We start from the raw sequence: 23315 nt of genomic DNA on the forward strand, positions 1-23315 counted from the left end.
GGTGCGGCGGTCGGGATCAGACGGGCTTGGCGGGCGAGATCAGCAGCACAAACGGAACGGCAGTTCCGGTGCGGAAGGTGATCGAACCCGTCGCGGTCACGCTGACGGAGGCGCTCGAACGGTAGGCGTTGGCGGAGTTGATTTCGTGATCGACGGGGACGTCCGGCAAATCCAGGCCGTCAACCGTGTTCAGGAACGCGTCGACAATCCGGGTGGCGGATCCCTGCATGAAGGTCGCAGGCGCTTCGAACTCGTAGCGCGCTTCGCCGGAGTTCTCTGGGAAGATCAGAACGGCCCGAAATCTTGGCATCTTCGACGCTCTCCACGATGCTCGCCCAATCGGGAACGAGTACGTAGGAGCATCAGCTATTTACGTGCCATCGCGTTCCGTGCTGAAACCGAACTACTGACGTAAAGTACTAATTACCTCAGGTTGTATTATGCAACCGTAAGTAAAGCACGCGAGAGAGCTTTCATTCGGCGGTTCAATGCAGTGGTTCGCGGCGGGACAGCGGCGGCAGGTCGCGCGTGCCACCCTGGAGCATCTGCTGGTCCCGCAGCGCCGTCAGCGCATTGGCGAGCGCGTGGAGAAAGGCCGCATCCTCGCGCCCCTCGGCCCAGTCGCCACACGCGTCGGCGTCCATGAACACGGCGCCGTTCAGCACCGAGTAGACGGTCGCGATGGCCGCGCCCGTTCCGGCGCGCCGAATTACCGCGATGTCGGGGGCCGCCGCGGCCGACGCCGATTTCAGCGCATCCGCGATCGCGACGACCCGCCGGGCCTCGGTCGCGCGTTCGGCAGAAGCCTCGACCCAGCGCGTCGAACTCGCCAAACGGCGGCCCAGCGTCGTGCGCAACTGGAAGAGTGGGATAATCCGGACGGTTTCGAAGGTTGGCGCGGCCTCGGGCGGCGGCAGGACGGTGGGCAAGTCGACCGAGATCGTCCGGGCCGAAACTGGCGGCGCAGCATCGACTCGCTGGAGGCTGATGGGGCCTGCGTCTTCGTGCGGTCGCTTCGGCTTGCGGCTATCCAGCGTCATCGTTCCCGAACCATGGCTCAGCTCAAGCTGCACTGTCGCGGACGTCCGCCGACCGCGCAAGTCGGCCTCAAAGGCGCAGCGTGTTGGTTCTGAGCAAGAGCGCTGCCACGGCGTCGAAGCACCGTTGGGGAACGAGAGCGCCGACGCCTCCGGATTCATACAGCGCCACCGCGAGGTCCGGGTCGGACTCCACCGGCACGCCGAGCCGGCCGGCCGCCTCGATCATCCGATCGGCGTTAGGACCCCTTCCTTTCGCCATCACGATCGGGACCGGTTGTTCATTGCGATCATACCAGAGCGCCACCGCGTAGGCGGCGCTGACCACCATCACGTTGGCCTGCCCAAGCGAGCCGACGCCGCGCGCGGCCTCCTGGTGCGCCTCGCGCCGGCGGTTGCGAACCTCGGGCGCGCCCATCATCTGCTTCATCTCCTGCTTCACCTCGGAATGCGACATGCGCATTTCCTTCAGGAAGAAAGCGGTCTGCAGCGGCAGGTCCAGCGCGCCCGCCACCATCAGGATCACGACGGCGATCAGTAGCAGGGTTTTCAGGAGGTCGTAGCCGCTCTGCAGCACGCATGGCGCTCCGCATGTCGCGGCATTGAACACGGTGGGGAGCACAGCCCAGACCGCGATGCCGGCGGCCACGAACCAGATTCCGCAGCGCAGCAGCGTGATCCCAAACTCGGTTGCGCTCCTGGCGCTGAAGATGCGTCCGAAGCCGGCCGAGATGCTGATCCGCTGCAGGTCTGGCTTCAGGGGCTCGGCCGACACCACGAGCCCGCGCTTGTGGCCGATATTGGCCAGGACGCCGGCCCCGGCCACGATCACCAAGAGCGGAGCGAGGGAGGCGAGAAGGTCCATGCCCATCCGCTGCACGGACCCTGCCGCCAGCGCGTGGGGGTGGCGGATTGCCTTTGTGGCGAAGTCGAACCAGGTCAACGCCTGTCGCAAGAAGACGTGGCCCTGGCTCACCACATAGGCGAGGCCGGCCAGCAGGACCGCCATCTCGACGAAATCGGAGCTGGATGCGACCTGGCCCTTGCGGCGGCTCTCCTCGAGCTTCCGCGATGTTGCGGGAAGCGTTTTTTCCTCGGACCCGCCCGCCATCGTTCAGCTCACCGCAACATGGCGCGCAGCGCCGTTTCGACGGGATCGACGGCCGTGACGGACGGGCCGATCAGGCGCACGAGCGCAAGCGCGAACAAAGGCGCGATCAGCAGCATCACCATGCCCTTCACGGAAGCCGACAGGAACACGACGTTGAGCTGCTTGCCGAGGCGGCCCGAGATCATGAACACGAGGTCGCAGGCGATCATCACGATCACGGCCGGACCCGCCATCACGAGCGTGGCGCGCATCAGCCCCATGATCATCGCCAGCAGCGCCGGCAGCGCCGCGGTGGACAGGGGCGGAAGGAGCTCGCCGGCCGGCCAGACCGCGTAGCTGCGGTAGAGCAGATCGGCCAGCAGCCAGAAACCGCCCAGCGAAGCGAAGAGCCACAGGCCCATGATGATGAACATCTGCCCGTAGGCGGTGATTTCGCCGCTCGGCGACGAGCCTCCCACGGTCGCGCCCCGATAGCTGTCGATAACGCCGCCCGCCGCCACCAGCGTCTCGAACGGCAGCGACACCAGGAAGCCCAGCAGAAGGCCGATCAGCATCTCCTTGGCCACATAAAGGAGAAATGGCCCTTCCAGGCCGGCGAGATAAGGCTGCGTGCCCATCCAGAGCGGCTGCATGAAGGGAAGCGCCAGCGCCATCGCGAAGCCGGCCCGCAGGAGGCCCGAATTAAGATGCGCCCAGGCGAAGATCGTGCACAGCAGCGTGACGCCGAAGGGCCGCGCCATCGCGAGCGACAGCAGGCTGAACTTGGCGTAGAGCGCATCCACCACCGCGGGCGTGAGCAGCGACTCCACGGTCAGCGCCGATACAGGTAGAAGCTGCTGAAAATCTCATTGGTGGACGCGTAGAGCGGCCCTGCGAGCACGCCGCCGAAGGCCAGCAGCACGAAGCCGATCACCACGATCTTCACGGTTTGGGGCAGCGTCTGCTCCTGCAACTGCGTGACGGCCTGCAGCAGCCCGATGATGAACACCACCACGGTGGCGATCAGCAGCGGCGGCCCGACGAACACCACGCAGTCGAACAGGATGCGATACAGCGCCAGCGCCAGGGTCGAGTTGGCCATCGCGCCCTCAGATGTAGCTGAGGACGAGGCCCTGGACGATCTTGGTCCAGCCGTCCACGAAGGTGAAAAGGAGCAGCTTGAAGGGCGTCGCGATGGTGTTGGGCGGGATCATCATGAGCCCCAGCGCCACCAGCACGGTGGTGACGATGATGTCGATCGCCATGAACGGCAGATAGAGCAGGAACCCGATCTCGAAGGCCTTGGTGAGCTCGGTGAGCAGAAAGGCCGGCACCAGCACGGCGAGGCTGTTCTCGGCCAGCGGCGGGGCGCGATCGCCCGCCCAGATCTTGCCGGTGGACTGGACGAAGAAGGTGAGCTTGGCCGGGTCCGTATGCTTGCGCAGAAAGGTTTCGAGTGGCTTTGACGCGCGCGAGCCGGCTTCCTCGTAGTCGCTGAAAGTCTTGTAGGTAAGGCGCGCGTCGCGAACCGCGGTATAGGCCGTGTTCATCACCGGCATCGCGATATAGACCGACAGGATCAGCGACAGACCGTAGACGATGATGTTTGGCGGCAGTTGCTGGATGCCGAGCGCGTTGCGGACGATGAAGATTACGATCGAGATCTTGGCGAAGCCCGTCACCGTCACGGCGATCAGCGGCAGGAACGACATCCCGGCCACGAACAGCAGGATCGCGAAGAGGTTGTCGGACGGGTTCATCGGTCTGCTTCCACGGAGCTGATTGACAGGCCAATCCGGCCGTCCGTCTCGACGAGTTCCCCCAGCGCGATCACCGCCCCGAAGCGGCGCAGGCGCACGCGGCCGTCCTCGAACGAGCGGAACGGCGCCACGGCGCCAGGCTCGGCCATCACGGGCGCGCGCACCGATCCGATCAGGAGGTCGACGGCGCCGACGCGCTGCATCTGGGCGGCCGACGCCATTTCGGCGTCCGCCAGCGTGGCGGCGCCGCCTTGGATCGTGACCGGACGCGCCGAACCGTCGTCGTACAGGATGGCGCCGTCGAGGAAGTCGGTGGCTGCGCCGTCCAGCATGATGGTGTCGCCGGGCTGCAGGTCGGCGAGTTCTGCGTCGTCGAGATCCACCGGCCCGACCACGAGCAACTGCCCGGGCATGACGGCCGGGCCCCAGCCAACGATCCGCAGGAGGTCCTGCGCCATGCGGCCGCGCGGTTCGCGGCCGTGCAGAAAGGCGGCGCAAGGGTGGATTGCGCCCGGGGTCATGATCTCGAAGGTCAGGGCCGCCTCGTCGGTGGCCCCCATCGCCGGGATAACGCTCTCGAGGCTGATCGGCAGCCCGAGGCGCGTCTCAAGCGCGCCCAGCGCGTCGCCGAGCAGGCATTCCAGCACCAGGGCGGCGTCGGCCGGGGCCAGCGCGTTCCAGCCGATCGGCTCAGGGGCGCGCGCCAGCGTGGCGGCGACGAGATCGTCCGGCAGCACGAGCGCAAAGCGATCGGACCCGATCAAGCCCGCGATGGCGGGGCCCTGCGGCAGCGACCCGGACGGAGCGCGCGGGCGCAGCACGAAATCCACGCCGCCGGCCTCCAGCCGCAGGATCCAGGCGGTCGCGAACCACAGCTCCTCCAGCCGGTCCGCGATGCGGCGCTGCGGCTGGCTCCGGCTCCCTCTGGGGTGGGCGGCGTGGACGGTCATCGGTCGCCCGCGTCCTCTTCGGACGCGCCCTCCTCGGCCAGCCGCTCGCCTCGCCCAATCCGCTCCAGCGAGGCGCCGAGCTTGATCTCGCGGTTGTTGGCGATCCGGGCCTCGGCGCGCTCGCGCTCCAGATCGCGCAGCTTGACGGCCGCCTCGGCCTGGCTCTGCGCGATGCGCCGTTCCTGCGCGGCGAGGTCCTCGGCGTCGATGTCGTATTGCAGCCCGATGCGCGCCAGCCGCACCGGCGTCGCCGGGCCGGCCAGCATGCCGGCGATGCGCTCGGCGCGCTGATCGGCCTGCGTGGCGACGAGCTTGGTCCTGGCGTCGCGCTCGGCCGCGGCGGCGCGCTGGGCTGCGGTCGCCCGCGTCTCGGCGGCAGCGACGCGCTGCAGGGCCGCGCTCGCGCGCATGCGCGCGAGTTCATGGATGCGCGCCAGCGGGGTGCGGGTGCTATTCGCCATGGCCGACCACCACGCGGAGCCGGTCCAGCGTCTCGCCCATGGGCGTGGCCTCGCGCCCGGCCTGCACCAGGAAGTCCATCATGGCGCCGCGCCGGCGCAGCGCCTCGTCGGCCAACGGATCGGAGCCGGCCGCGTATTCGCCGACCTGCACGAGCAGCTCGATGTCGCGATAACGCGCCAGGAGGGCCCGGAACCGAGCCGCCGCGGCCCGGTGCTCGGGCGTGGCGATCTCGCCCATGAGGCGGCTGACGCTGCCCAGCACGTCCACGGCCGGGTAGTGGCCCGATTGGCCGAGCTTGGAGTCCAGCAGGATGTGCCCGTCCGCGAGGCTTTTCACCTCCTCGGCGATGGGGTCGCCGAAGCCCTCGTTCTCCAGCAGAACCGTGTAGATGGCCGTGATGGCGCCGTTGCGGTCGCCGCCGCAGCGCTCGATCAGCCGCGGCAGCTCGGCGTAGACGGAGGGCGTGAAGCCGCGCCGCACCGGCTGCTCGCCGGCTGCCAGCCCGACCTCGCGCAGCGCGCGGGCGAAGCGCGTCACGCTGTCGAGCAGCAGCAGCACGTGCGCGCCCTGCTCGCGGAATTGCTCCGCCACCGACGTCGCCACATGCGCGCCGATGACGCGCTCCATGGCGGGACGGTCCGACGTGGACGCCACCACGACGCAGCGGTCGCGGAACGCGGGCGGCAACTGCCGGTCCAGGAACTCCCGCAGCTCGCGGCCGCGCTCGCCGATCAGCGCCAGCACGCAGACGTCCGCGGCGGCGTTGCGGGCCAGCGCGCCAAGCAGGGAGGATTTGCCGCCGCCCGGCGGCCCGAATACGCCGATGCGCTGACCGACGCCCAACGTGTTGAGCCCATCGATTACCCGTAACCCGGTCTGGATGGGCGTGGAGATCAGCGGGCGCTCCAGCGGCGGCGTGGAGCGCGGCGCCACGCCGCGAGTTTGCATGCCGTCGCGGGCCAGCGGTCGGCCGTCCATGGGGCGGCCGAGCCCGTCGAAGACGCCGCCCAGCATCCCTGTCCCGCAGCGAAACGTGAAGGGATCGTGCTGCGGCAGCACTTCGGTGCGCGACGACAGCCCGTCGATCACGCCCAGCGGCGCCAGAACGGCGCCGCCATCGCGCAATGCGATCACCTGCCCAAGGATTTCGCTTCCGCCAGGCTCCACGAGCCGGCAGATCTCCCCGACAGACAGGTCGCTCAGCGTCGTGACGAGGCCGCCCGGCCCGATCTCGGTCAAGCGCCCCACGGTGCGCCGCAGCGGCCGGCGGGCGATCCCCGCCGCCATCCTGTCAGCCGCTTGTCCCAGAACCCTCATGGCGTTCATTGGTGCGGGCTCATGCGGGCCCAAGGCGGATGTCGTCCTGCAGGGCGGCCGAAAGAACGCCCGAGAGCATCTCGACCTGCGCGCCTGCGCCGATCTCGATCGCGACGCCGCCGGCCTCCAGCCTCCAGGCCTCGGCCTCGATCAGCGGGTCCGCAGTCACGGCCGGGACCAAGCGCGCCCCCTCGGCCCGAATGGCGTTGACGGCGATCTCGGCGCGGTCGACGTCCCCCGGCGCGCAGCGCAACACCACGTCGCGATGCGGCAGGTCGCGCAGGGCGCGCTTCACCAGCTTGGTCGCCAGGGCCGCCGGCGGCATTTCGTCCAGGATTTCCTCGACGGCGCGCCGCACTAGTTCGGCCAGACGCGGTTGCAGGTCGACCAGATCGCGCCGGTAGTCGCGGTCCAGCGCCGCGAGCCTCCCGGCGAGTTCGATCTCGGCGGCGTCGCGGGCGGAGGCCAGCAGGCCCTCGGCCTCGGCGCGCGCAGCCGCCACGATCGCGGCCGCCTGCTTGTGGGCGATCTCGACGGCAGGCGGCACGGCTTGCACGGCGGCGCTTGACGGGGACGCCTGGTCGGGCGCGCGTCGCCTGATCACACGGCCTTTGTAGAGACTCTGCGCGCTCTCCACCCGTGCCCCCATCCTTACGGGCGACGCAACGCCTCCGCGACCCGATGGACAATCAATGCCAGATAATGGTTTTCGAACTCTAACTGATCAAAATTTAGATTGATGTTTTTAGGAACACAGAAAGCGACCCTCGCCCTGTAGGCAGCCGGGAGGCCGGCCGCCCAAGCCTGGATCAGCCGCAACGCGACGGTTTCGGCCGCCTGCAGCAGACGCCCTGGCTGCGGCAGCGCTTCGCATTCCGTCTCGATGTCGGCGAAGCTCATTACGATCGGCAGGTCGGTGGCGTCGATCTGCCCGCCATGCGCCCGCAGGAGGTCGCCGTCGATGACCCGGCTGAGCGCGCGCGCATGCCAGGCCAGGCCGAGCAGGTGGCGGAAGCGCGCCGGATCGGCCACAAACGCCCGGTAGGCGCCGAGATCCGCCACGCTGACGGCCGCCGCCTCGAGTCGGCCGGCCTGGTGGGCCACCGCCAGCATGGACGGCAGACGCTCCCGCAGCCTGGGATCGCGGGAGATCATCGCGCGCATGGAGGGGGATGCGAGGCTGGCGGCCCAGTCCGCCGCCCAACTCGGGTCGAGGCTTGCGAAAGGCGGCTCGGGCGCTTCCGCGACGGCGGGGTGCAGCAACGTGAGCATTCTCACAAATCCTGCGAGCCGATGAGGCGGAGAAGCGGGCGGCGAAACAGCGCCAGCCCGAGGCCGAGCAGCGCAAGCACACCAAAGGGCGCGAGGCTGCCGACCGAGAGAGGCTGCCGGCTAAGTTCCGTGCCCTGCGCGGAGGGAAACAGCGCTACCGCCACGTCCTCGTAGTTCAGCCCCGCCACGCTGTTGGTCACCAGGTATTTGATTGTCGCGACATGGCGAGACATGTCGAGATCGGCGCGATGGTAGATAAACACCGACGCGCGGGGCGAGCGGCGATCCCTTTCCAGCGGCGAGTCCTCGGGCAGCATCACGTGGACCCGGGCCGAAACCACGCCGGCGATCTGCGTGATGCTGTTCGCCAATTCCTGGTTCATCGCGTACATGAACCGCGCTCGCTCCTCCATCGGGGTGGAGACGATGCGCTTGCTGTCGAAGATGCCGCCAAGCGACTCGAAGCGCTGCCGTGGCAGGCCGCGCGCGCTGAGCACGTTGATCGCCCGCGTCGTCTGGTCGCGTTCCACCGAGAGCGCGTAGGTTCCGTCCTTGGCGCGGGTGCGGCCCGCCTCGATGCCGGCGTTCTGAAGAATGCCGACGATCTCGAGCGCCTCGCGCTCCTGCAGGCCGTCATAGAGATCGGCCTTGCAGCCGGCCAGCGCCAGCACGAGGCCGGTCGCCACGAGAACCCGTAGCGCCAGGCGACCGAGAGCGGAATAGCCGGGCATGAACCGGGCGTCACGCATCATGACTGCCGCACGAGGGTGCTGACCGAATGGGAGACGCCCCCCATGACCTGGCTGACGAGGTTCACAAAAATGGCGTGGTCGTAGCTCTTCTCAAGCGCCTTGAAGCCGTCGGCCGGCGTCATCTGCGGTTCTGGCCCGGCGGTCGCGCCCGCCCGCGCCACCCCGGAGTTCACCCAGGGCGATGGGAGCAGTTCGCCGACCTGCCGTTCGATCGGGTCGGTCGCCATGGTCGGCGACGGGCGGAGGCTTTGAATGGTGTCGTGTACGGAACCGAGCGTCTCGGTGAGCGAGCCGGTTGGGGCAGGCGCGGCGGCCTGCGTCTGCACCGAAGCAGCCGCCACGCTGAACGTGTCGCCCGCGGCGGCGCGCGCCTGCGTGGCCGCCTGGGCGGATGCGCCGGGAAGTTGCGACGTCGCCGCGCCGATCGCCTGGATGCTCATGCGTTTGACCTCGTCGGAATGGCGTCAGTCGCCGCCATCGGCGAGAAGCGACGAGAACAGGCTCGTGAAGACGCTGTCGGCCAGCTTCTCGGTAAACTTCATCACCATTTTGTTCAGTTCTTCGGCGTTGCCCGTGCTGGCGGCCGCCGTGTTCGCCGTGGATGCGGCGCCGGTCGCCGCGCCTTGGATTTCACCAGCCATGGCGGGATCTCCTCGTGGTGTCTGAAAGGGTTTTGCGTCCGCCGGTCTGTGATTCACCGAGGGCGGAAAGCTGCGCAATCTGCTCGGCCGCCTGTGCGGCGACCTCGCGTTTGCTGAACCGCAACGTGCGCAACTTGGCGACAGCATCCGCCATGCGCCCCTGGTCCTTGTCGCGCATCGCGAGCCCGAGCGTCCGGAAACGACCGGCTGGGTCGCGTTCCTCCACCAGGCGGGAGAGTTCGCTGTCCGGCTGCAAGGCGCCGCGCTTCACGGCGTCCACATAGTCGGCCGCCAGATCACGGAACGGACGCCCACGATTGGCTTGCGGGCGGGTCGCTTGAACTGCCTGCGGATCGAACTTGCGGTTGGGCATCACGGTTCTCCGATGCCGCATGATGACGCAAAGGCGACCCGGAGAAGATCCGCGCCGGGCGCCGAGGCGCCTACGTAGAAGCGCCCCGTCATGCCACAGACCTCAGCTCGCCCCGGGGCTCCGCCACGAGCGTGCCAACCGGCTGGCACGTGAACTCCGGCGCGATTTCCTGGAACGATAGAACCGCGAAGCCCACATCGTGGGAGCGCAGGTAATGGGCGAGATGACGCCGAAGGTCGACCGCCGTCACCACCACGGGCGGCGGAGCGGCAGGATCTTCCGGCCGCACGATGGTCTCGATCTGCTCGAGAAGCGTATTGGACAGCCGGCTCGACATCATCAAAAACACGCCCGACTCGGTCATGCGCAACGACTCGCGCAGCTGCTGCTCCAGGCCGGGCTCGACCACGTAGGCGGGCAGCACACGGCTGGCGTCTGCGATCTGGTCACAGATCTGCCTCCGCATCGCGCGCCTTACGTGCTCGGCCAGCACGGCCGCATCGGTTTCGCGCTGTCCCCACTCGGCAAGCGCCTCGAAAAAGGTCTGGGCGGGGACGAGCGGAACCTGCTCGCCGGCGAGCCGGCGCATCACGTCCAGCATGCGCGGCATCGGCACGGCGTTGCCGGCCTGCTCGGCCAGGCGCGGATGCGAGGTGCGCAACTCGGCGAACAGCGCATGCGCCTCCTCGAAGCCGAGCGTCAGGGCGGACTGCGCCTTCAAGTGCTCCACGCCAGCATGCGCGAGGAGGTCCTCGAACGAGATGAGGCGCAAGCCGGCGTCGATCAGGCGCGCCGCCTCCGCGCTGTCGACCCAGAAGCCGTGCGGCCGCCGCCAGCCGCGGGCCAGGGGGCGACGCGGCGCCCCCGCGGCGTCGAGGATGGCGGCGTCGCCTTCCAGCACGGTCGCGTCCGCCGCAACGGCTTCGGCGAAAAGCGCCACGCCATCAAACAGCACCTTCACGGTGTCGGGAGGGAGCTCGTCGGCGAGTTCGATCCCGAAGCGCGGCGTTTGAACGCCGAGCCGCCGGCGGCACGCGTCCATGCGGGCGTCGCGGGCCTGCGCGAAGGCCCGCCCATCGAGCCGCCCGAACGCGTTTGCGCCGAGCCGGATCGCGAGGCGCTCATGAGGATGCGAATCCGCGGAGGGCGTCGGTTCGGCGTCCGTGGCGCCGTCCGCCGTGCGGCCGCGCGACGCGCCGGAGCGTCGGCCCGGCGCCTTGCCGGGCATGAACCACGCGACCCAGATCAGGACGCCGCCGAATGCAAAGAACAACAGCGCCGGAAACCCCGGCACGAGCCCGATCGCCGACACGACCACGCCGGCCGCCCCGATGCTGCGCTGGCTGCCCGCGAGCTCCGCCGCGATGTCGCCGCCCAGGTCGGCCCCGCCCTCCGTGGTGACGCGGGTCACGATCGCGCCCGCGCAGAGCGCCAGCAGCAGCGCCGGGATCTGCGCCACCAGACCGTCGCCGATGGTCAGCAGCGAGTAGGTGGACGCGGCTTGGCCGAGCGGCATGCCCTTCTGGAAGGCCCCGATCGCGATGCCGCCGACGAGGTTCACGACCACGATGAGCAGGCCCGCGATGGCGTCGCCCTTCACGAACTTCATCGCGCCGTCCATGGCGCCAAAGAACTGGTTCTCCTTGTCGAGATTGCGCCGCCGCTCGCGCGCCTCGGCCGGATCGATGTCGCCGGCGCGCAGCTCCGCGTCGATGCTCATCTGCCGGCCCGGCAAGGCGTCGAGCACGAAACGGGCCGCCACCTCGGCGACGCGCTCGGCGCCCTTCGTGATCACCACGAACTGCACGATCGTGATGATCAGGAAGATCACCAGTCCGACCACCAGGTTGCCGCCGGTCACGAAGTTGCCAAAGGTGGCCACGATGTCGCCGCCGTCGGCCTCGGTCAGGATCGTCCGCGTGGTCGAGATCGAGATCGACAGCCGGAACGTCGTGGCGATCAGGATCACGGCCGGAAAGGTCGAAAAGCTGGTCGGGCGCTCGATGTAGAGCGCCACCATCAGGATCACCATTGTCATCGTGATGTTGAGCCCGATCAGGACGTCGAGCATCAACGTCGGCATCGGGATGATCATCACCAGCACGGCGGTGAGCAGGATCGCGATCAGGGCGACGTCCTGCCGGCCGCGCATGCGGTGGAGGGTGCGGGTGAGAAACGCCATCATCGGCCGGACCGCCGCAACTGCACGAATTGCGCAAAGGCTTCGACGCCCTCGCCGAACCGCCGCAGCGCCGTCATCATGCGCGCCCGCCGCAGCTGGAAGCCCGCCGTGGCTGCCTCACGGCCGGCCGCCGCCTCGTAGGCCATATGCGCAGCATGCGCGGTTTCGCCGTCGCCCGTCGCCAGGAAGGCTTCCGACAAAAGCCTGAGGCTCTGCGCGTCGCCGGGCGCCAGCCGCACCGTGAGCTGCAGCATCGCCAACGCCTCGGCGGGCTTGCCGTAGCGGATCTGGTGGGCCGCAAGGGCGTTCAGCAGGCGGATATCGGCCTCCGCGAGCGCGAGCGGGCGCACGGCCGACTGGGGCGGCGCACCGAAGCCGTCCGCCCGGTCGAAGGCGGGCGGGATCAAGGTGGAAGGTCGCGGCCGGGACGGCGCGCCCAAGCCGGCGAAGCGGGCCGTCATGGTCATTGCTCCCCGGTCACCAGGGCGTCGGCCGCCGTGATCACGAGGCGCATGCGGCGCAGAACCTCCCGCACTGCTTCCGCGCCCATGTCCACGGACTGGCTCTCCTGCGGGGACGCGCCAAGGCGAGACAAGGTGATTTCAATGCGCGACAGGTCGGCGATCAGCGCGTCGGCCGGGCGGGCGAGGGGCGCGAGGTCGGCCGCGATGAGCCTGACGCTCTCGACGGGAGCCTCGGCGCTCGGCGTGAACCGCTTTTGCGCGGCCGGCGCGACCGCCGTGACCGGGAGCTCCCGCCAGGGCTGCGCCGGGCGGGCCTGCGGCTCAAACGCGCCCGCGCGAATGCGGTCCGGCGTCGATCCGCGCTCGGCAGATTTCGCAGCATCCCAGCGTGACACGGACGACCTCCTCGATGAGCGAAGAATGACATCCGCTAGCTTTTGGATTGCTTAAGGATACGGAGACTCCGCCCGGCATGGTGAATGGTCGGTTAACGAGGCTACGCAGATCTCAGTGTTCCGCTCGGATGGCGGTCAGGGCTCACGCTTGCGATGAACAACGATCCTAGAACCGGAACCACCGCGATGAGCATAACCATCCAGGGCCAGGGCCGCACGAGCGCGCCCGGCCCGCTTTCGGCAGGAGGCGGCTCAGCCGAGTTCGCCGAAGCCCTGCGGGCGAGGCGCGAAGCCGCGGCCCAGCCTTCGGGACGCGAGGCCATTCAGCAGCGGCCCCGCGATCCGCAAACTTCGATCATCGGGCTGATTTCCACGCCCGCGAACCCGCCGCGCGAAAAGTTGGTCAGCTGCGGGGCGCACCGCCCCGGCGAGCGCCTCCCAGGTGCGCTGGTGCGGATCGTGGCCGAGCCGCCGACACCCAGGTTGATCGGGGGGCCCTGCGCCGACGTGGCCCCCATCATCGGACGCTACTGACTTCTCTCCCTGATCGTCCTCGCCCTCCGGGCGTTGCGCCGCCGCTTCGGGTGATCCCGCAGCGGCGTTTTTTTGTCTGGCTGCTCGGACCCCTTTCGAAACGCCGTGTCGGCGCGCCGGGCGCCAACGCAGAAAGGGCGGCCGCATCGCGACCGCCCTTCAGAGTTGAGGCTTGAGAGAGGTTAGTGGGCCTTGACGCCCTTCTCGGCCTTGTCGACGTCACCCTGGGTGACGGTCTTGCCGTTCAGGTCCCAGCCGCCCTTCTTTTCCTTGACGGTCACGCCGTCGTCGGTGGCCTTGTCGATCTGCCTGCCGTGGCCGGAGGTCGTGACCTTCACGTTGTCCTTGCCGTCATGGTTGCCGGCGAGGCCGGTCACCTGGATGGCCTTGTCGCCCTTGGTGATGGTCAGCTTGGACGAGTAGCTCACATGGTCGTTCTCGGAGGCCTTCTTGCCCTCGCCGTTCACGGTCCCGACCGTGATCTTGGTGCCGTCCTTCAGCTGGAAAGTAGAGTCCTTCTTGAAGTTCCAGTCATTCTTTCCGTCATTCTTGACGTCCACATGGGGGTCGCCCCAGACGCGGGTCACGTCGCCGGTGCAGTTGTTCTTCACAAGGAACTCTTCCTTGCTCTCGTCGAAGTTGATTGTGTAGTCCTTGCCGAGCTTGATCTCGCCCTTGCCGTCCTTCACCTCGCCCACAGACCACTTGTCATCGCAACCGGGCTTCGGCTGGACCGGCGGGCACACGACCACCGGAGGAGTGGTGGGGCAATCCACCGGCGGCTTGACGACCGGGGGCTTGGTGTCGATCGGCGGCTTCGGCTGGGTCGGCGGGCACACCACCACCGGCGGCTTCGGGCAGTCAACCGGGGGCTTGGTGTCGATCGGGGGCTTCGGCACGTCCACCGGGATCTTGCCGGGCGGGCAGTCGACCGGGGGATGCTTGATCGGCGGCTTGCAGTCGATCTGGCCGCCGTTCCAGTTGCCGCCGGGGTGACCCACACGCGGGTGATCCGGGGTCGGGCAGGGCGCGGGCTGGCGGGCGCAACCTCCGTCGCCGGCCACAGGCGAAGGCTGCGGGTTGTAGCCGCCCTGCTGGCCGCCATAAACGCCGTTCTGGCCGTAGCTGCGGCCCCATCCCTGCTGGTCGCCGATCTGCGACAGCGTGTTCTGGATGGAGTCGAGTTCGCTCTGCAGGCCCTTGATGACGCTGCCGGTGTCCGTCTGCCCCGAGCCGGACGTCGAGGCGCCGCTGTTGGCGGAGCCGCCGCTCGACCCGCAGCCGCCCTGGCCGCCGCCGAGCTGCGACACGAGCTGCTGCAGAAGCTTATCGATGTTCTTAAGCTCGCTCCGGATCTCGCTCAGGATGGAGCTGACGTTGCCCGACGAAGAAGTCGGGGCGCAGGTCGAAACCGAACGGTTGAATTCAGAACCGCTAACCCTGCTGCTAGCCGAGGCGTTGCTCGAATACTGCGCCGACTGAATGTTTCCCAACATCGTAGTGCTCCCTTACCTGAAGACGTGGAGGATGCGTTGCTTCCTCATGTCCTTAACTTCTCATTCAGGAAGGTTTTCGAATAGCCGCTCCGACTACAGAGAGCTGCGTAGACTACTTAACAACCGCAAGTTGTTCGTTGGCTGCAATTCTTGCGGCTGCACATGACGCAAGCGCCGGAATGCGCCATGATCCCGGCCCTCGGCCGCGCAAAGGCGATCCATGCTGCTGTCCTACGCCCAGAATCTGGAAGACATTCACCTCTCGCTCGCCTTTGCGGGCCAGGCGCAAGGGTTCTACATCGACGTAGGCGGCGGCCACCCGACGGCCGACAACGTCAGCCAGTTCTTCTACGAGCGGGGGTGGCGCGGGATCGTGGCGGAGCCGCAAAACGAGCTGGCCGCGCTTTATCCCCGGCTTCGCCCGCGCGACGTCATCCACGAGGGCCTGATCGGCAGGGAGAACGGCGAAACCCGCTTCCACCAGGTGGAGCGCCTGCACGGCTTCTCGACCACCGTGGAGGAGCACGCCCGCGCGGCGGACGCTTTCGGGGCCGCCTACACCACCGTGGTGCTCCCCTGCGTGACGCTCGCCACCCTGTGCGAGCGCAACCACGTCACCGCGATCGACTTCCTGAAGATCGACGTGGAAGGCGCCGAGGCGGACGTGCTAGCCGGCAATGACTGGGCAAGGTTTCGTCCGGCGGTTGTGGTGGCCGAAGCCGTAACGCCCGGCGCCGGGGAACGCGCTTGGGAGGCTTGGGAGCCGTTCTTGCTCGCGCAGGGCTACCGGTTCCGGCTCTTCGATACGCTTAACCGCTTCTATGTCGCGCACGAGCGGCCGGACATCTTCGAGCGCCTGCCCGCCGAACGGGTTGACTGGGGATCCGCGACGCACATGTACGAGATCGGCCGCGCGCCCGAGAACGCGCGGCATCCCGACCACGCACTTGCGGGCGTGCTTGCCAAAGGCTTTTGGGCCGACCTGCCGCATCTGGATGCGGACGCGCTCGCCCGGATCCTCGTGCGCGGACGCGGCCTCGCCGCTACGCCCGACGCGCTCGCGGCGGCGCGCGCCGAAATCGACACGGACGCATTCCGCGCCGCAATGGGACGAATTGCGTGCGGGTACGACGGCGGACAGATCCACGACGGCTGAGCCGGCCCGCAAGGGCCGGACGTCGGCCCACGAGGGCCGGACGCCGTGGGATCCGTGAAATCAGCCGTTCGACAGGCGCCGACCCCGATCGTTCACCTCGATCTCCTCGATGATCTTAAGGATCATGCCGAGGCGTGCGATGTCGCCGGTCGTCATCTCGTCCATCTGCCGGCCGGCCACCGTCGCCAGATAGCTGTGATAAGCGTTGACGACCCGCGTAACTGCTTGCAAACGCTTGCTTTCCGCCAACAGCCCGCGGGGCATGTCGGAGGTCTGCTTGGCGTCTGCAAGCAACACCCGGCTCAGGCTGTCGAGTATGGCTGTATCGTTCGGCGCCGGACGCGGTGGAGCCGAAGTGACTACTCCGTTTGGTGCTCCCGCGATCGCTGCAGCTTCGCCCATCGTAAGTCTCCCTCTGGAAAGACCCCCCGGCTGTACGAACTCGCTTGTAGTCTTTTCTTTCCATCCCTTAAAGACAAAAGTTAACGACTCGGCGCTGAGTCCGATTTCACCCCTCCGCAAATAGAGACCGAGGGCGCGATGAGTCGACCCGACGGTCTCAACTTTCTGCGCCGCATGGCCAGACTCATCGATAGATTCGGACCATGCGTTTGAGCTTTCAGGACCGGTCGATAGAGTCCCGCAAGACTCCGTGCACCATGTACGGACGCCAACCTGTCTGGACACATCTGGAGGCCGGTGCGGCGGCCGGCGCGTCCCGTGCTCAGCCGCCCGTCCGGACGCTCGCGACGCGGTGATGCTCGAAGAAGCGGATCATCTCCCGGCTGGCGTCGGGCCCGCGCGCATCCGTGTAGGAGCCGGCCGGGCTGCCGCCGGACCACGAGTGGCCGAGGCCGTGGATGACCCAGTGCTCGAGCACCGGAACGCCGTTGCGGTCCGCCTCGACCCGACGCGTGAAGCGCACGCCCTGCGGCGTTTCTCCCTTCTGAACATCCCGCTCAGCCACCGCGCCGGCGTCGACCTGCGAGGCGACCAGCGCGGCGTTGGCCGGATGCACGGTCTTGTCGTGGTCGCCGTGGAAGATGATGGTCGGCGGCGCGGCCGCCCCGCCGCGCGGCAGGTTCACGGGCGAAGCGCCGCCGCGCATGGCCGAAAGCGCCGAGGGAAGATCGCGCGCGGCGCCGCAGGCAAGGCCGGAATGCACCCCGACGGCCGCGAACAGATCGGGATAAAGGACCCCCATGATGGCCGCCGTGGCCCCGCCGGCCGACAGGCCCGCCACGTAGACGCGCCCGTCCGCGACCGTGAATTCGGCCATGACCTGGCGCGCGACGCCGGCGATCAGGGCGGGTTCGCCTCGGTCCCGCTGCTGGTCGGCCGCGCTGAACCAGTTCCAGCAGCGCGACGCGTTGGCGGCCTTGGTCTGCGCCGGATAAGCCACCAGGAAGCCGTGTTCCTCGGCAAGCTCGTTCATGCGGGTGCCCGCCGCGAAGTCGTCTGGCGACTGCGTGCAGCCGTGCAGCATGACCACCAGCGGCATGGGCTGGGCGCCGTGTCCGCTCGGGACATAAAGCTTGTAGCCAAGCCTTCCTGCCGTCCCCGAAAAGGCGCGCTCCTCGAAGCGCGCGCCGGCCGGAACCGCGGGCGCACGTCCGGGAGCGGGCGTCCCCTGCGGGTTGAGCCACGCGGCCGCCCCGCCAAGGCCGGACAGGCCTTGGCCGAAGGCTCCGGCGCCGACGCCCGGGCGCGGCGGCAGGGCGCCTGGCGCGCGTTTCTCATCAGCGGCCGGCGCGGGGCTGGCGCCCGTCGCCAGGGTCCGGCGGATCGTCGCCAGCGCTTCGGAGACGCGGCCGTCCCGGGTCAGGCGTGTGGCGTCGGCAAGGCCGGCGAGGATGCGGGTCGTCATGGGGGATCCTTTGATCATGGGGGCCTCAGCGAATGCGATCGCGGAGGGCGGTCTTGACGGCGGGGCTCGCCTGGAGCGCGCCCAGCACCTGGATGGACGCGATGGCGTCGCGTGCGAGTTCGGCCGGAACGTCGTTTTCGATCACCGCGAGCCCGACGACCTGGATGTGCAGCGTCTCGCCGGCGGCGCGAGCCTCCTCGAGCTCGACACGTCCATAGCGGCGCAAGCCGAGATCGAAGCGGTGCCGGGCGAGCGATTGGCGCAACACGTCCGCGTGCTGACCGAGTTGGTTGCGGATGGCGGTGCGGATCAGGTCCGTGCGGTTGGAGTAGAACCCCTCGCGTACGAGCAGGTCGATCTGGCCGAGATCGACAAAGCCGAGATTGATCGTGATCTTCTCACTGTCGGGAATTCGCTTTGACGCCTCGCCTGTCACGTTCGCAACCATCTTACCATCCAATCACCATCCCGGTGGATGGTAAATGGGTGTGCGCCGCCATTGTGCAACCCCCGGCGGCGAAACCTGTGCGGCGGCGCCCCGATCGCAGGCGACCTGTGGCTCAGGCTTCGACGTTCACCTTCAGGTAGTTGATGGTCGCGAGCGCCTTCTGGATCGACTTCAGCATCGAGTTGACGGGCGCGGTCAGGCCGCCCTCCGGATAGCTTGCATAAACCCGCCCGTGGATCAGGTCCGGCGTGGGCCGCAGCACCTGCACGCGCCCGGCCTCGACCTCCGGTTCGATCATCCTCACCGGCAGAACGCCCAGCGCCGCCCCGGAGGAGACGAGATGCCCGATCACCGCCACGCTGGAGCAGATGTCGAGACGGGACGGCTCCAGCCCGGCCGTTGCGAACCAGTCCTTGATCTGCCGGAACATGGCCGAGCGCGGCGGATTGCTGACGATCGGCAGGTGGTGGAGGTCCGACGGCCGCACCTGCGGGCCGAGCCCCCATTTCACCGACGCCGCCCAGGCGGTGTCCTGCACGCCCAGCGGAACGAGTCGCATGGCGTTGCGGCCCGTCGGATTCACCAGCACGGCGAGATCCAGATGCCGGTCGCTCAACTCCCGCTCGAGCTCATAGCTGATTGACACCACGTACTCGGCCTTCAGCAAGGGATGATCCGCCCGCACGGTTTCGAGCAGAGTCGGCAGGCACGTCATCGCGAAGCCTTCCGCGAAGCCGACCCGGATGCTGCCCGTCACCACGGCAGGGTCCGTCTGCAGGGTGATGCGGTCGGCTTCCTCCAGCAGCGCGGAGGCGCGCGGCAGCAGCGCCAGGCCATCCGCCGTGAGCGCCAGCCCGCGCCCGTTGCGGGCGAACAACTTCACCGCGAGCGCCGCCTCGAGGTCGCGCAGCCGAAGCGAAATTGTCGGCTGCGCCATGTGGAGGTGGCTAGCCGCGCGGCTCAGCGAGCCGAGCCTCGCGGTCCAGAAGAACGCCTCGATCTGCGCGATCGTGAACCGCATGTTCGCTCCACACGAATTTGAAAACCTGATCGATCCGGGTCCAGATATTCCAATTAGATTAAATTCCGCAAAGCTGGTTTATCTGGCTCACCGCTGGAGCACCACGCCGAAATGCTGTCTACCCCGCCCAGGATCGTCCGCGTCGAAGGGTTCGAGCTGTCTGTTCAGCTGCGCGAGATGGTCGGCAATTCCCGCCAGATGTTCGACCGCCGGGGCGCCCTTCTGTTTCGCGTCACGGCCGACACCGGCGCGAGCGGCTGGGGCGAGACCTGGGCTTATCCGGGCGCCGCCGCGGCGCTTGCGCGGGAATTCTTTGCTCCGGTGCTTTTGGGCCGCGACGCCACCACGCCACGGGCGGGCTGGCACGCCATGGCGGTCAAGCTCGGCTACGACCGGCGCGGCCTCTCGACGATGACGCTTGGCGGCCTCGACGTCGCGCTCTGGGACCTCGCCGGCCAGATCGCCGGCAAGCCGGTCCACGCCATGCTGGGCGGCAAGCTCCGCGACCGGATCGGCGCCTATGTGAGCGGGCCTTTCATGAAGCCCGGCCCGGATCCTTATCGCGACTTCGAGGCCGACATCGGCGGCTATCTCGATGCGGGCTTTCGCGCCATCAAGCTGCGCATGGGTACCGACCCCGCGCAGGACGGGGCCGTCGCCCGCAAGGTGCGGGACCAGATCGGCGACGCCATGCCGCTGATGGTCGACCTCAACGAGGGCTTCAGCGTCGAGGGCGCGGCCGCGATCGCCGCGCGGCTCGCCGAGGTGGATCCGGTCTGGCTCGAGGAGCCCATCGCGCATGACGATTTGCCAGGCTACCGCCGGCTCGCGGCCCGCTGCCCGGTCCCGCTCGCGGGCGGCGAGGCGCTGTTCGGCCTGCGCGCCTTTCGCGACTACCTGACGGCGGGCGTGTTCGAGTTCATCCAGCCGGACCTCGGCCTCTGCGGAGGCCTGACCGAGGCGATGCGGATCGCGGCGCTCTGCGACGCCTTCGAGGTCGCGGTGGTGCCGCATGTCTGGGGCTCGGCCGTGAACTTCCAGGCCTCGCTCCATTTCGCCGCCTGCCTGCCGGAGCGACGCGGCCGCCAGCGCTGGCCGCTGTTCGAGTACGATCCGTCCGAGAACCCGCTGCGCACCGCCCTGGCCGACCATCCGTTGGACCAGAATGGCGCGGTCGCGGTCCCGGACGGTCCGGGCCTCGGCCTCGACCTCTCTCCCGAACGGCTCGCGCCCTTCGTCACCGACCACTGGACCATCGCCTAGCGGATCGCGGAGCCCAACCGCGACCACATCCCGGAGGACACGACCTTGAAGTTGAAAACCCTGCTGCGTTCCGCGCTGATCGGCGCGGCCTGCCTGGCGGCCGCCGCCCAGGCCTCCGCCCAGCAACCCACCGTCCTCAACCTCGGCTTTGTCGGCCGCGCGACCGCCCCCGAGGGCGTCGCCATGCAGAGCTTCGCGGACGAGATCAAGGCCAAGACGAACGGCCGGATAGAGATCCGCCTTCATCCGGGCGGCGCGCTCGGCGGCGACCGAGAGGTGCTGGAAGGCCTGCAGCTCGGCACCGTGGACCTCGCGGTCCCGTCCACCTCCGTGATTGCGAACTTCGTGCCCGACGTTCAGGTCTTCGACATCCCGTTCCTGTTCCGCGACTTCGACCACGCGCAGGCCGTGCTGGACGGACCGATCGGCCAGGAGATCCTGGCGAAGTTCAAGGCCAAGGGCTTGCAGGGGCTCGCTTTCGGGGGCATCGGCTTTCGCCAGCTCACCAACAGCAAGCGCCCGGTGAACGGGCCCGAGGACGTGAAGGGCTTGAAGATCCGCACCCAGGAAAACCAGATCCACCTCCAGGTCTGGCGCGCGCTCGGCGCCCTGCCGACCCCGATGGCGCTGCCGGAGGTGTTCACCGCGCTGCAGCAGGGCGTCGTCGACGGCCAGGAGAACCCGATCGGCGCGATCCTGAACAACAAGTTCGGCCAGGTGCAGAAATATCTGACGCTCACCAACCACGCCTTCACGCCCGTCGGCTTCGTGATGGGGCCGCGCCCCTTCGAGGCGCTCTCGGCCGCCGACAAGCAGCTCTTCCTGGACGCAGCCAAGCGGGCCATGCAGGTCTGCAAGGACGAGGTCGCCAAGGTGGAGAAGACGGGCGTCGACGAGTTGCGCAAGCAGGGCCTGCAGGTTGTGGAGAAGGTCGACACCGCCAAGTTCCAGGAGCTGCTGAAGCCTGCCTTCGCGGAGCTCGGCAAGCGCTTCGGCGACGCCACCATCGCGCGCATCAAGGACCAGAAATGACGCGCGCGCGCCACCCGGCCGTCGCCACGTTGCTGGCGGTCGAGAACGTCGTCACGCAGGCCGGCCTCTGGCTGGGCTGCGCGGCGCTTTCGGCCGCCGCCTGCGTGGGCCTCTTCCAGGTGCTCACCCGCTTCGTGCTCGGCGAACCCGCCACCTGGTCCGAGCCCCTGATCCGGGTGCTGCTGATCTGGATGGCCTATCTGGGCCTCGCCTCCGCGGTGCGGGCCGGCTCGCTGGTGTCCGTCGACCTTCTCTACCGGCTGGTCAGCGGCCCGCAGCGCCGCGCGCTGGAGGCCGCGATCGCGGTCGCCACCATGGGGCTGCTCGCCATCCTGGCCTGGTACGGCGTCGACCTCACGTCCCGGGTGCGCTTCCAGAACCTCGCCGGTCTCGAAATCCCGGTGAGCTTCGCGTACGCGGCGGTTCCGGCAGGCGCCATGGTGGCGATGCTGGCCGTGGTGGCGCACTTTTTCGATCCCAAGCGCGAAGAACTCGAAACCGCGGTCTGAAGGGCCCTTACGATGACCGCCACGATGCTGCTCACCATGTGCGCGCTGTTCATGCTGTCCGTCCCGGTCGCGGTGGCGGTCGGGCTGGCGGCCATCGCCGGCATGGCGCTGCACACGCCGCTGCCCCTCGTTCTGGTGGCCCAGCAGGCCTTCGCGTCGCTGGACAAGTTCCCGCTCGCGGCCGTGCCCTTCTTCATCCTGGCCGGCAACCTGATGGGCGAAGGCGGCATCTCGCGCCGTCTGGTGGACTTCGCCAAGAGCCTCGTCGGCGGCGTGCAGGGCGGGCTCGCCTGCACGTGCATTCTCACCTGCATGATCTTCGCGGCCGTGTCCGGCTCCAGCGTCGCCACCACCTTCGCGATCGGCGCGATCCTGATTCCCGCCATGGTGAAGCACGGCTACCCGGTGTCTTTTGCAGCCTCCCTGCAGGCCAGCGCGGCCGAACTCGGCGTCATCATCCCGCCCTCGATACCGATGATCCTCTACGGCGTCGCCGCCGAGGTCTCGATCGGCGAGCTCTTCGTGGCCGGCTTCGGCCCCGGCCTGCTGATCGCGGTGGCGCTGATGGTCGCCGTATGGGTCTGGTGCCGCATCCAGGGCTACGGCCGGCACGACCGCGAGGGCCGCCTGCCGGTGCTGGAGGCGACCCGCGCGGCCGGTCTGGCGCTGCTGATGCCGGGCATCATCCTGGGCGGCATCTATGGCGGCGTGTTCACCCCCACGGAGGCCTCCATCGTGGCGGTGTTCTACGCCCTGGTGGTGAGCTGCTTCGTGTATCGCGAGCTCGACCTCGCCGGCGTGCTCACGATCCTGCGCAAGTCGGTGGTGTCGTCGTCCGTGATCATGATGATCATCGCGATGGCGGGCCTGTTCAGCTTCCTGCTCACCCGGGCGGGTGTGCCGGCGATGATCGGCGCCTACATCACGTCGAGCTTCGACAGCGGCTGGAGCTTCCTCCTCGCCGTGAACGCCTTCCTGTTCGTGATCGGCATGTTCATCGAGACCTCGGCGGCCATCATCGTGCTGGCCCCGATCCTCGCGCCCGTGGCGACCAATTTCGGCATCGACCCGGTGCATTTCGGGATGGTGATGGTGGTCAACCTGGCGCTCGGAATGATCACGCCGCCCTTCGGCGTGAACCTCTTCGCGGCCTGCTCGGTGGCCCGGATCTCGCTCGACCGGATGACGAAATCGCTGATCCCCTTCATCGCGGTCGTGCTCGCCTGCCTGATGCTGATCACCTACGTGCCGCAGATCTCGCTGGCGCTGCGCGACCTCGTTTACCGCTGAGGCC

Annotated in this window: 29 protein-coding genes; 6 read left to right on the plus strand and 23 right to left on the minus strand. The window is 68.4% G+C overall.

Annotated features, from left to right (window positions below):
• Positions 1-16: 16 nt before the first annotated feature.
• From IEV99_RS21625 to IEV99_RS21710, 18 genes are all read right to left on the minus strand, one after another.
• Complete coding sequence (locus tag IEV99_RS21625) at positions 17-310, minus strand: hypothetical protein (protein WP_188519923.1); 294 nt, start codon at positions 308-310, stop codon at positions 17-19.
• 175 nt (positions 311-485) lie between these two features.
• Positions 486-1040, minus strand: a complete 555-nt coding sequence (locus tag IEV99_RS21630) for a hypothetical protein (RefSeq protein WP_188519924.1) — start codon at positions 1038-1040, stop codon at positions 486-488.
• A 67-nt stretch (positions 1041-1107) separates the two neighbouring features.
• Complete coding sequence (locus IEV99_RS21635; RefSeq protein ID WP_188519925.1) at positions 1108-2148, minus strand: EscU/YscU/HrcU family type III secretion system export apparatus switch protein; 1041 nt, start codon at positions 2146-2148, stop codon at positions 1108-1110.
• An 8-nt stretch (positions 2149-2156) separates the two neighbouring features.
• Positions 2157-2957: an EscT/YscT/HrcT family type III secretion system export apparatus protein gene (locus tag IEV99_RS21640; RefSeq protein WP_188519926.1), complete on the minus strand. Its 801-nt coding sequence runs from the start codon at positions 2955-2957 to the stop codon at positions 2157-2159.
• Positions 2958-2959: 2 nt separating this feature from the next.
• On the minus strand, positions 2960-3229 hold the full coding sequence (locus tag IEV99_RS21645; protein ID WP_188519927.1) for an EscS/YscS/HrcS family type III secretion system export apparatus protein: 270 nt from the start codon (positions 3227-3229) through the stop codon (positions 2960-2962).
• A 7-nt stretch (positions 3230-3236) separates the two neighbouring features.
• Complete coding sequence (gene sctR, locus IEV99_RS21650; RefSeq protein ID WP_188519928.1) at positions 3237-3887, minus strand: type III secretion system export apparatus subunit SctR; 651 nt, start codon at positions 3885-3887, stop codon at positions 3237-3239.
• Positions 3884-4837, minus strand: coding sequence for a hypothetical protein (locus IEV99_RS21655; protein ID WP_188519929.1), 954 nt, complete (start codon positions 4835-4837; stop codon positions 3884-3886). Before IEV99_RS21655 ends, sctR begins: the two co-directional genes overlap by 4 nt.
• The gene (locus IEV99_RS21660; RefSeq protein WP_188519930.1) at positions 4834-5298 is read right to left on the minus strand and encodes a hypothetical protein; all 465 of its coding nucleotides are present in this window, start codon (positions 5296-5298) and stop codon (positions 4834-4836) included. The genes IEV99_RS21655 and IEV99_RS21660 overlap by 4 nt, the downstream gene beginning before the upstream one ends.
• A complete protein-coding gene (locus IEV99_RS21665; protein WP_210318692.1) occupies positions 5288-6625 on the minus strand; it encodes a FliI/YscN family ATPase in 1338 nt (445 codons plus the stop codon). Before IEV99_RS21665 ends, IEV99_RS21660 begins: the two co-directional genes overlap by 11 nt.
• Before the next feature lie 10 nt (positions 6626-6635).
• Complete coding sequence (locus IEV99_RS21670; RefSeq protein WP_188519931.1) at positions 6636-7172, minus strand: hypothetical protein; 537 nt, start codon at positions 7170-7172, stop codon at positions 6636-6638.
• Between the two features lie 95 nt (positions 7173-7267).
• Complete coding sequence (locus IEV99_RS21675; protein WP_188519932.1) at positions 7268-7780, minus strand: hypothetical protein; 513 nt, start codon at positions 7778-7780, stop codon at positions 7268-7270.
• 110 nt (positions 7781-7890) lie between these two features.
• On the minus strand, positions 7891-8619 hold the full coding sequence (sctJ, locus tag IEV99_RS21680; RefSeq protein WP_188519933.1) for a type III secretion system inner membrane ring lipoprotein SctJ: 729 nt from the start codon (positions 8617-8619) through the stop codon (positions 7891-7893).
• 17 nt (positions 8620-8636) lie between these two features.
• Positions 8637-9080 carry a hypothetical protein gene (locus tag IEV99_RS21685; protein WP_188519934.1) on the minus strand — a complete coding sequence of 148 codons (444 nt, stop codon included), beginning with the start codon at positions 9078-9080 and terminating at the stop codon, positions 8637-8639.
• 24 nt (positions 9081-9104) lie between these two features.
• Positions 9105-9281 carry a hypothetical protein gene (locus IEV99_RS21690; RefSeq protein WP_188519935.1) on the minus strand — a complete coding sequence of 59 codons (177 nt, stop codon included), beginning with the start codon at positions 9279-9281 and terminating at the stop codon, positions 9105-9107.
• Complete coding sequence (locus IEV99_RS21695) at positions 9271-9654, minus strand: hypothetical protein (RefSeq protein WP_188519936.1); 384 nt, start codon at positions 9652-9654, stop codon at positions 9271-9273. Before IEV99_RS21695 ends, IEV99_RS21690 begins: the two co-directional genes overlap by 11 nt.
• A gap of 88 nt (positions 9655-9742) precedes the next feature.
• Entirely contained in the window at positions 9743-11839 is a 2097-nt protein-coding gene (sctV, locus tag IEV99_RS21700) for a type III secretion system export apparatus subunit SctV (RefSeq protein WP_188519937.1), read from the minus strand.
• Complete coding sequence (locus IEV99_RS21705; RefSeq protein ID WP_188519938.1) at positions 11836-12297, minus strand: hypothetical protein; 462 nt, start codon at positions 12295-12297, stop codon at positions 11836-11838. The genes sctV and IEV99_RS21705 overlap by 4 nt, the downstream gene beginning before the upstream one ends.
• Before the next feature lie 2 nt (positions 12298-12299).
• Positions 12300-12695, minus strand: coding sequence for a hypothetical protein (locus IEV99_RS21710; RefSeq protein WP_188519939.1), 396 nt, complete (start codon positions 12693-12695; stop codon positions 12300-12302).
• Between the two features lie 153 nt (positions 12696-12848).
• On the opposite strand from IEV99_RS21710, the gene IEV99_RS21715 reads away from it, so the two are divergent.
• On the plus strand, positions 12849-13229 hold the full coding sequence (locus tag IEV99_RS21715) for a hypothetical protein (protein ID WP_188519940.1): 381 nt from the start codon (positions 12849-12851) through the stop codon (positions 13227-13229).
• 182 nt (positions 13230-13411) lie between these two features.
• On the opposite strand, the gene IEV99_RS21720 is transcribed toward IEV99_RS21715, so the two are convergent.
• Positions 13412-14725, minus strand: a complete 1314-nt coding sequence (locus tag IEV99_RS21720; protein WP_188519941.1) for a DUF1521 domain-containing protein — start codon at positions 14723-14725, stop codon at positions 13412-13414.
• A 220-nt stretch (positions 14726-14945) separates the two neighbouring features.
• On the opposite strand from IEV99_RS21720, the gene IEV99_RS21725 reads away from it, so the two are divergent.
• Positions 14946-15881: an FkbM family methyltransferase gene (locus IEV99_RS21725; RefSeq protein ID WP_188519942.1), complete on the plus strand. Its 936-nt coding sequence runs from the start codon at positions 14946-14948 to the stop codon at positions 15879-15881.
• Between the two features lie 60 nt (positions 15882-15941).
• Here the strand turns inward: IEV99_RS21725 and IEV99_RS21730 are convergent, their stop codons facing one another.
• The 4 genes from IEV99_RS21730 to IEV99_RS21745 form a co-directional block, all read right to left on the minus strand.
• A complete protein-coding gene (locus IEV99_RS21730) occupies positions 15942-16283 on the minus strand; it encodes a hypothetical protein (RefSeq protein WP_188519943.1) in 342 nt (113 codons plus the stop codon).
• A gap of 322 nt (positions 16284-16605) precedes the next feature.
• Positions 16606-17748: an extracellular catalytic domain type 1 short-chain-length polyhydroxyalkanoate depolymerase gene (locus tag IEV99_RS21735; protein ID WP_210318693.1), complete on the minus strand. Its 1143-nt coding sequence runs from the start codon at positions 17746-17748 to the stop codon at positions 16606-16608.
• Positions 17749-17773: 25 nt separating this feature from the next.
• Positions 17774-18196 (minus strand): ribbon-helix-helix domain-containing protein, encoded by a 423-nt coding sequence (locus IEV99_RS21740; RefSeq protein ID WP_188519945.1) that lies wholly within the window; start codon positions 18194-18196, stop codon positions 17774-17776.
• A gap of 112 nt (positions 18197-18308) precedes the next feature.
• Positions 18309-19217, minus strand: a complete 909-nt coding sequence (locus IEV99_RS21745; RefSeq protein ID WP_188519946.1) for a LysR family transcriptional regulator — start codon at positions 19215-19217, stop codon at positions 18309-18311.
• A 111-nt stretch (positions 19218-19328) separates the two neighbouring features.
• On the opposite strand from IEV99_RS21745, the gene IEV99_RS21750 reads away from it, so the two are divergent.
• The 4 genes from IEV99_RS21750 to IEV99_RS21765 are packed head-to-tail and all read left to right on the plus strand — an operon-like array spanning position 19329 to position 23311.
• The gene (locus IEV99_RS21750; protein WP_188519947.1) at positions 19329-20480 is read left to right on the plus strand and encodes a mandelate racemase/muconate lactonizing enzyme family protein; all 1152 of its coding nucleotides are present in this window, start codon (positions 19329-19331) and stop codon (positions 20478-20480) included.
• 45 nt (positions 20481-20525) lie between these two features.
• Positions 20526-21512 (plus strand): TRAP transporter substrate-binding protein, encoded by a 987-nt coding sequence (locus IEV99_RS21755; protein WP_210318694.1) that lies wholly within the window; start codon positions 20526-20528, stop codon positions 21510-21512.
• On the plus strand, positions 21509-22021 hold the full coding sequence (locus IEV99_RS21760; RefSeq protein ID WP_188519948.1) for a TRAP transporter small permease: 513 nt from the start codon (positions 21509-21511) through the stop codon (positions 22019-22021). The genes IEV99_RS21755 and IEV99_RS21760 overlap by 4 nt, the downstream gene beginning before the upstream one ends.
• Before the next feature lie 12 nt (positions 22022-22033).
• Positions 22034-23311, plus strand: a complete 1278-nt coding sequence (locus tag IEV99_RS21765) for a TRAP transporter large permease (RefSeq protein WP_188519949.1) — start codon at positions 22034-22036, stop codon at positions 23309-23311.
• The last annotated feature ends 4 nt before the right edge of the window (positions 23312-23315 follow it).

Source organism: Alsobacter metallidurans (assembly GCF_014636935.1).
GTDB lineage: Bacteria > Pseudomonadota > Alphaproteobacteria > Rhizobiales > Beijerinckiaceae > Alsobacter > Alsobacter metallidurans.